Source organism: Streptomyces sp. WAC05292, assembly GCF_003949955.1.
Taxonomy (GTDB): Bacteria; Actinomycetota; Actinomycetes; order Streptomycetales; family Streptomycetaceae; genus Streptomyces; species Streptomyces globosus.
The window spans coordinates 1-7086 of record NZ_RPSE01000337.1 but is presented as its reverse complement, the minus strand read 5'-3'; the positions used below and the strand labels follow the sequence as shown (position 1 = coordinate 7086).

Annotated in this window: 6 protein-coding genes; 1 reads left to right on the top strand and 5 read right to left on the bottom strand. The window is 74.4% G+C overall.

The genetic code is table 11. From position 1 onward, the window contains the following. From EF903_RS25885 to EF903_RS25875, 3 genes are all read right to left on the bottom strand, one after another. Window positions 1–1954: TPM domain-containing protein (locus tag EF903_RS25885; RefSeq protein ID WP_399421697.1), on the bottom strand; the 1954-nt coding region annotated here is incomplete at its 3' end. A gap of 85 nt (window positions 1955–2039) precedes the next feature. Further along, a complete protein-coding gene (locus tag EF903_RS25880; RefSeq protein WP_125547080.1) occupies window positions 2040–2819 on the bottom strand; it encodes a succinate dehydrogenase/fumarate reductase iron-sulfur subunit in 780 nt (259 codons plus the stop codon). A gap of 84 nt (window positions 2820–2903) precedes the next feature. Beyond that, entirely contained in the window at window positions 2904–3062 is a 159-nt protein-coding gene (locus tag EF903_RS25875) for an Arc family DNA-binding protein (protein WP_125547078.1), read from the bottom strand. Window positions 3063–3091: 29 nt separating this feature from the next. Here EF903_RS25875 and EF903_RS25870 point away from each other — a divergent pair, with 29 nt between their 5' ends. Beyond that, window positions 3092–4333 (top strand): RNA-guided endonuclease TnpB family protein, encoded by a 1242-nt coding sequence (locus EF903_RS25870; protein ID WP_185902826.1) that lies wholly within the window; start codon window positions 3092–3094, stop codon window positions 4331–4333. Between the two features lie 13 nt (window positions 4334–4346). Here the strand turns inward: EF903_RS25870 and EF903_RS25865 are convergent, their stop codons facing one another. Continuing rightward, the gene (locus EF903_RS25865; protein ID WP_125547076.1) at window positions 4347–6248 is read right to left on the bottom strand and encodes a fumarate reductase/succinate dehydrogenase flavoprotein subunit; all 1902 of its coding nucleotides are present in this window, start codon (window positions 6246–6248) and stop codon (window positions 4347–4349) included. Window position 6249: 1 nt separating this feature from the next. Next, entirely contained in the window at window positions 6250–7071 is an 822-nt protein-coding gene (locus EF903_RS25860) for a hypothetical protein (RefSeq protein WP_125547074.1), read from the bottom strand. Window positions 7072–7086: the final 15 nt, after the last annotated feature.

Below are 7086 nucleotides of genomic sequence, written 5' to 3'. Positions count from 1 at the left end.
CGCCCGTGCCGCCCCACCCGCCGCCGGGACCGGCAGGGCCGCCGTACGGGTCCCGGTACTCCCCTACGTCCCGCTCGGCCAGCTCCTGCGCCTGCCGGGCCAGTCCGTCCGCCCGCTGCGCCTCCGCCAGAGCGGCCGGCGGATCCGGCTCCGCCAGGGCCTGCGCCCGCTCCAGGTGCCGCCGGGCCTCCGCCAGCCGCGTCCGGGCCTCGCTGCCCACCGCACCGCGGGCCGTCGTCACGTAGTCCGCCGCCGCCCCGACCGCGCTGCGCGCCGTCAGCAGCGCCCGGTCCAGCAGCGCGGCCGCCCGCCGCCGGCCCGACTCCTGCTCCCGGGCCCCGGCCAGGGCCTCGTCCAGGGCCCCGTCCGCCTCCTCGACCCGGCGCAGCGCGTCGAGCGGGTCGTACCGGCCGGCCGCGACCTCCTGCCGCACGGCGGCCGCCACCGCCTCCGCCCGCGCGATCCGCCCGCCGAGGTCCCCGGCGGGCGTCCCCGCCGCGGCCGCGGCGAGCAGCCCGCGCGCGTCGGCGAGGTCCGCGTCGGTCTCCGCGAGCGCCCCGGGCAGCTTCCCCGCGGCCTCCGCGAGCTCCTGCGCCCGCCGCTCCACCGCGTCCACCGAGATCGCCGCCTGGTCCACGGCGCCCTCGGCGGCCCGTACGTGCACGGCGGCCCGGCCGGTTTCCCCCGCCCCGACGGCGGCCCGCGCCCCGTCGAGCTGCTCACCGGCGAACGCCAGCCGGTCCGCGGCCCGTTCGGCGTGGCCGGCGACCGGCGCGGACGCGGAGTCGGCGTACCGGCCGCGCAGTGCCGTCAGCGTCGCCGCGGCCGTCGCCGTGCGCCCCGCGAGGTCCCGCGCCCGCTCCTGCGCGGCGGCCAGCGCCCGCGGGGCGTTGCGCCCCAGGTCGCGCAGCCGGTCGAAGTCCGCCGCCTCCGCGTCCAGGCGCCGGTTCGCCTCGCTGCACCGGGCCACGATCTCGTCGAGCATCCGCCGCCGTGCCGCGTCGTCCTCCGGGTAGGCGTCGTCGAGCTGCTGGCGCAGCCGGAACGCGGCCGTCAGCTCGCCCTCCGCGAACTCCACCGCCCGGGTGAACGGGGCCACCGCCTCGTCGCCGAACTCGGCGGCCGCGAAGCCGAGCTCCTCGGCGGACGTGCGGACCGCGTCGTCCGTCTCCACCAGCAGCGCCCGCGCCCGCGCGTCCAACTGCAGCAGCGGCACCGCCGTCGCCGTCTCCGGCTGCCCGCCCCAGCCGGTCGTCGTCCGGCCGCCGTCCCGCCCTGCCCCGCGGCGGCGCCGGGAGTACGCGTACGCGGCGAGCGCCCCGGCCGCGCCGACGGCGACGACCGGGAGGACCAGGTCCCCCGCCCAGCCCGGAGCCGACCCCGACCCGCCGCCCGGGTCCGCCGGGCCCGGTGTGAGGGGCGGCGCGGTGACGGGCCGGCCGGCGAGCACCGCGTCGTAGCCGTCGGCCGCGCCGATCGCCGCGCCCGCCCAGTCGTGGGCCCGCAGGGCGGGCTCGACGGCCTCGCGGGCGACCTCCGCCAGCTGGTCCTCGGTGAATCCGGAGTCGGTGTCGGCCGAGTAGCCGTAGCGCCGGTCGCCGGTCGCCACCGCGAGGAGCAGGTCGTCCCGCCCGAGGCCGTTCCGCTGCGCGGTGGCGTCGGCCCAGCCCTGCGGGGAGCGCCCGGAGAAGTCCCGTACGTACGCGACGAACAGCTGGATGCGGCGGCGCTCGTACAGCCGGTCCAGCGCGGCGGCGACGGCGGCCTCCCGGCCGCCCAGCGCCCCCACCCGGTCGGTGACCTGGCCCTGCTCCGACAGGCTGACGGGGTCCTCGGCCCGGGCGGCGGACGCCCCGGCCACCGCGCAGCCGCCGAGGGCCAGCAGCGCGGCGCCCAGCGCGAGCCCGGCCCGGGGGCCGGGCCTCCCGGCGGCATTGCGTCTCGACGGGGTCACGCAGGGAGCGTATGACCGCCCCCGGGGCCCCGCGACCGCAGCGCCGCCGCCCCCGCCGGCGGTCCGGAGGGGGCGGCGGCGCGGGCTACTCGGTGTCGGGGCGCCGCCGGAGGATCCTGTTCCCCAGCCATACCAGCGGGTCGTACTTGCGGTCGGCGGTCCGCTCCTTCAGCGGGATCAGCGCGTTGTCGGTGATCCGGATGCCCTCGGGGCAGACCTCCGTGCAGCACTTGGTGATGTTGCAGTAGCCCAGCCCGTGCTCCTCCTGCGCCGTCCGCCGGCGGTCCAGGCCCGCCGCGGCCGCCGCGTCCAGCGGATGCATGTCCAGCTCGGCGACCCGCATCAGGAAGCGCGGTCCGGCGAAGGCCTCCTTGTTCTCCTCGTGGTCGCGCACCACATGGCAGGTGTCCTGGCACAGGAAGCACTCGATGCACTTGCGGAACTCCTGCGAGCGGTCCACGTCGACCTGCTGCATCCGGTACTCGCCGGGCCCGACCCCCTCCGGCGGCACGAAGGCGGGCACCTCGCGCGCCTTGCGGTAGTTGAACGACACGTCCGTCACCAGGTCTCGGACGACGGGAAACGCCCGCAGCGGGGTGATCACGACCGTCTCCGCCCTGTCGAAGACCGACATGCGGGTCATGCACATCAGCCGCGGCCGCCCGTTGACCTCCGCGCTGCACGAGCCGCACTTGCCGGCCTTGCAGTTCCAGCGCACCGCCAGGTCCGGGGCCTGCGTGGCCTGGAGGCGGTGGACGATGTCCAGGACGACCTCGCCGTCGTGCACCTCGACCGTGAAGTCCCTCAGGTCCCCGCCCTCGGCGTCGCCCCGCCAGATCCGGAACCGGGCGTCGTATGTCGTCACCGGGTTCCTCCGAGGATGCCCCGGCCTTCAGGCCGGGGAGGAATCGGACTCCTGCGGAGCAGGGCAGGGGAAGCCGAATCGCCGTCAGGGCGATTCGGCGCGATCCCGGACGGCGGCGCGCTCGCCCTCAAGGCGGTGGACGATCTCGGAGTTGAGTGACCGATGGGCAGCCTTCGCCTGATCGACCAGCCATGCGTGGAGGTCGGCGGGGAGGCGGAGTGTGATGCGTGATTCATGATCCATACCCTTGATCGTAGTGCTAGAGTGACACCATGACGACACCACGAGCGGTGGAGGAGGCCGGGCACGCCCGGTACACCTACCGCCTGCGCGTGTCGTCGACCGCCCTCGCGGGCCTGGAGGTCGAGTGGGCGCGCTGCCGGTGGGTGTGGAACGAGTGCGTGGCCATGTCCCGCAAGGTCCACGCCGCGAACCGGGGCGCCGCCGAGAAGACGACGTGCGGTCCGGCGCAGCTCGACAAGCTGCTGACCGAGGCCCGGCAGTCGATGACCTGGCTGCGTGAGGGTGCGTCCGTCCCTCAGCAGCAGATCATCCGGGACTTCGCCACGTCCCGCGCCAAGGCGCTGGGGGACATCAAGGCCGGTCTGCCGATGCGGCAGCGGGCCGGGATGCCGAGGATCAAGCGCAAGCGCGAGGCCGCGCCGTCGCTGAACTACACCCGCCGCGGGTTCCGCCTCAAGGACCGGCGCCTGTACCTGGCCGGCGGAACCGTCCTGACGGTGGTGTGGTCCCGTGACCTGCCGGCCGAACCGACGTCGGTTCGCGTCTACCGCGACAGCCTCGGCCACTGGTACGCCTCGTTCGTCATCGCCGTCGAGACGCAGCCGCTGCCCGCGACCGGCCGGGCGATCGGCATCGACTGGGGCGTCAGGGAAACAGCGACCACCACCTCTGACGCCCACGACCTCCCCCACCCGCAGCACGGGAGGACCGCCGCGGCGAAACTGGCCCGCTACCAGCGGATGACGGCCCGCCGCGCCACCCCGAAGAACCGGCCCGACACCGCCGGCTACCGCAAGGCCCGCACCGCCGCCGCGAAGGTCTCCAAGCAGATCGCCCGGCAGCGCCAGGACACCGGCCGCAAGTGGGCCAAGGCCGTCGTCCGCGACCACGACGTGATCGCCGTCGAGGACTTCCGCCCGAAGTTCCTCGCCAAGTCCACCATGGCCCGTAAAGCCGCCGACGCCGCGATCGGCGCCACCAAGACCGCCCTGATCGAGATGGGCCGCAAACACGGGCGGGACATCCGCCTCGTGAACCCCGCGCACACCACCATGGACTGCGCGGCGTGCGGAGCGAGAACCAAGCACGCACTGCCCCTTTCGGAACGTACCTACGCCTGCACTACGTGCGGAGCCGTGTCCCCCCGGGACAAGAACTCCGCCCGCGTGATGCTGGTCCGGGCTGGTCTCAACCCGGCTGGTGCTGATCGTGTAAGAGCCGGAGGACCGCTGGTCCCCAGCCAACGTGAGCCAGGAATCCCCGTCCTTTAGGGCGGGGAGGATGTCAATCGGGGAGCTCCTCTTCGGCCAGGTACTTGACGAGTTCTTCCTTCTCGAAGAGCGCCAGCAGGTCGGGGCGGATGGGCTCGGTGCGGACCCGCTCCAGCCGGATCCGGCCTGCGGACGGGTCCGCCGGAGGCGGCTCCACCGGGCGGCACAGCAGGTTCACCGGCCGCCAGTGGCGCTCCATCGCCGGGCAGTCCTCGCGGGTGTGCCCGCCGCGGCTCTCGGTGCGCTCCAGGGCCGCGCGGGCCACGCACTCGCTGACCAGCAGCATGTTCCGCAGGTCCAGTGCGAGGTGCCAGCCGGGGTTGAACTGCCGGTGCCCCTCGACGCCCGCCCGGGCGGCCCGCTCCCGCAGGGAGGCCAGCCTGCGCAGCGCCTCCGCCATCTCGTCCTCGCGGCGGATGATGCCGACGAGGTCGTTCATCGCGCTCTGCAGCTCCTGGTGCAGGGTGTACGGGTTCTCCGCGCCCTCCCGCGCGTGGAACGGGGCCAGGGCCTCCGCCGCGGCGGCGTCCACCTGCTCGGGGGAGACCTGCGGCCGCCGGCCCGGCGCCGCCGCGAGGGCCGCGGCGTGCAGTCCGGCCCGCCGCCCGAACACCAGCAGGTCCGAGAGCGAGTTGCCGCCGAGCCGGTTCGAGCCGTGCATGCCGCCGGCGACCTCGCCCGCCGCGAACAGCCCGGGGACGCCCTCGGCCGCGGCCGTCTCGGAGTCGACCGCGACGCCGCCCATCACGTAGTGGCAGGTCGGCCCGACCTCCATCGGCTCGGCGGTGATGTCCACGTCCGCCAGCTCCTTGAACTGGTGGTACATGGACGGCAGCCGCCGCCTGATCCTCTCGGGGGGCATCCGCGTCGACACGTCGAGGAAGACCCCGCCGTGTGGGGAGCCGCGGCCCGCCTTGACCTCGGCGTTGATGGCGCGCGCCACCTCGTCGCGGGGGAGCAGCTCGGGCGGGCGCCGGTTGCCGTCCGGGTCCTCGTACCAGCGGTCGGCCTCGTCCTCCGTCTGGGCGTACTTGTCCTTGAAGACGTCCGGGACGTAGTCGAACATGAACCGCTTGCCGTCGCTGTTGCGCAGCACCCCGCCGTCGCCGCGCACCGATTCGGTGACGAGGATCCCCTTCACGGACGGCGGCCAGACCATCCCCGTCGGGTGGAACTGCACGAACTCCATGTTCACCAGGGGCGCTCCGGCGAGCAGCGCCAGCGCGTGCCCGTCGCCCGTGTACTCCCAGGAGTTCGAGGTGGTCTTGAACGACTTGCCGATGCCGCCGGTGGCGAGGACCACCGCCGGCGCCTCCAGCACGAAGAAGCGGCCGCTCTCCCGCTCGTAGCAGAAGGCGCCCGCGACGCGGCCGCCGTCCTTCAGGACGCGCGTCACCGTGCACTCCTGGAAGACCTTCAGGCGCGCCTCGTGGTCCCCGTACGCGGCGAAGTCCTCCTGCTGGAGGGCGGTCGCCTTCTGCTGGAGGGTGCGGATCAGCTCCAGTCCCGTCCGGTCGCCGACGTGCGCGAGGCGCGGGTACTCGTGCCCGCCGAAGTTGCGCTGCGAGATCCGGCCGTCCGGGGTGCGGTCGAAGAGGGCGCCCCAGGTCTCCAGCTCCCAGACCCGGTCGGGAGCCTCCCGGGCGTGCAGCTCGGCCATCCGCCACTGGCCCAGGAACTTGCCGCCGCGCATCGTGTCGCGGAAGTGCACCTGCCAGTTGTCGTGCCCGTTGACGTTGCCCATGGAGGCGGCGATCCCGCCCTCCGCCATCACCGTGTGGGCCTTGCCGAAGAGGGACTTGCAGACCACGGCCGTACGGGCGCCCCGCTCGCGCGCCTCGATGGCGGCCCGCAGGCCGGCGCCGCCCGCCCCGACCACGACGACGTCCCACTGCTGCCGGTCGACTTGGGCCATGTCAGAAGATCCTCGGGTCGGTGAAGGCGCCGGTGGCGAGCAGGTACACGTACAGGTCGCAGGCGGCCACGCTGACGAGCGAGGCCCAGGCGAGCTGCATGTGGCGGGCGTTCAGGCGGCTGACCCAGCCCCACAGCCGGTAGCGGACGGGGTGCTTGGAGAAGTGCCTCAGGCGGCCGCCCATGATGTGCCGGCAGGAGTGGCAGGACAGCGTGTAGGCCCAGATGAGGACCGTGTTGAGGAGGAACAGCAGCGTCCCCGCCCCCATGTGGCCCCACGCGTAGTCCGCGTCGCGGAAGGTGAGGACGGTGTCGTAGGTGAGGATCGCGGCGACCGGGACGGCCGCGTAGAAGAAGTAGCGGTGCAGGTTCTGCAGGACCAGCGGGAAGCGGGTCTCGCCGGTGTACCGGGAGTGCGGCTCGGCGACGGCGCAGGCGGGCGGCGAGGCCCAGAAGCCCCGGTAGTAGGCCTTCCGGTAGTAGTAGCAGGTCAGCCGGAAGCCGAGCGGGAAGACCAGGATCAGCAGGGCGGGGGACAGGCCCCACCAGCCGCCGACGAGGTCGAGGTTGGGGCCGCCGCGCATCTCCTCGCAGTTCTCTGCCAGACAGGGGGAGTAGAAGGGGGAGACGTAGGGGGCCGCGTAGTAGTCGGCGTTCGCGAAGGCCCGCCACGTCGAGTAGGCGACGAAGGCGAGCAGCCCGGCCGCCGTGCCGGCGGGGGCCAGCCACCACCGGTCGGTGCGCAGGTGGCGGGCGCGGATCGCGGCGCGGGAGGCGCCGTGGACGCCGGACGGCGGGCGGGGAGGTCGGGTGCCTGTGGCCAAGGGGGACTCCGGGTG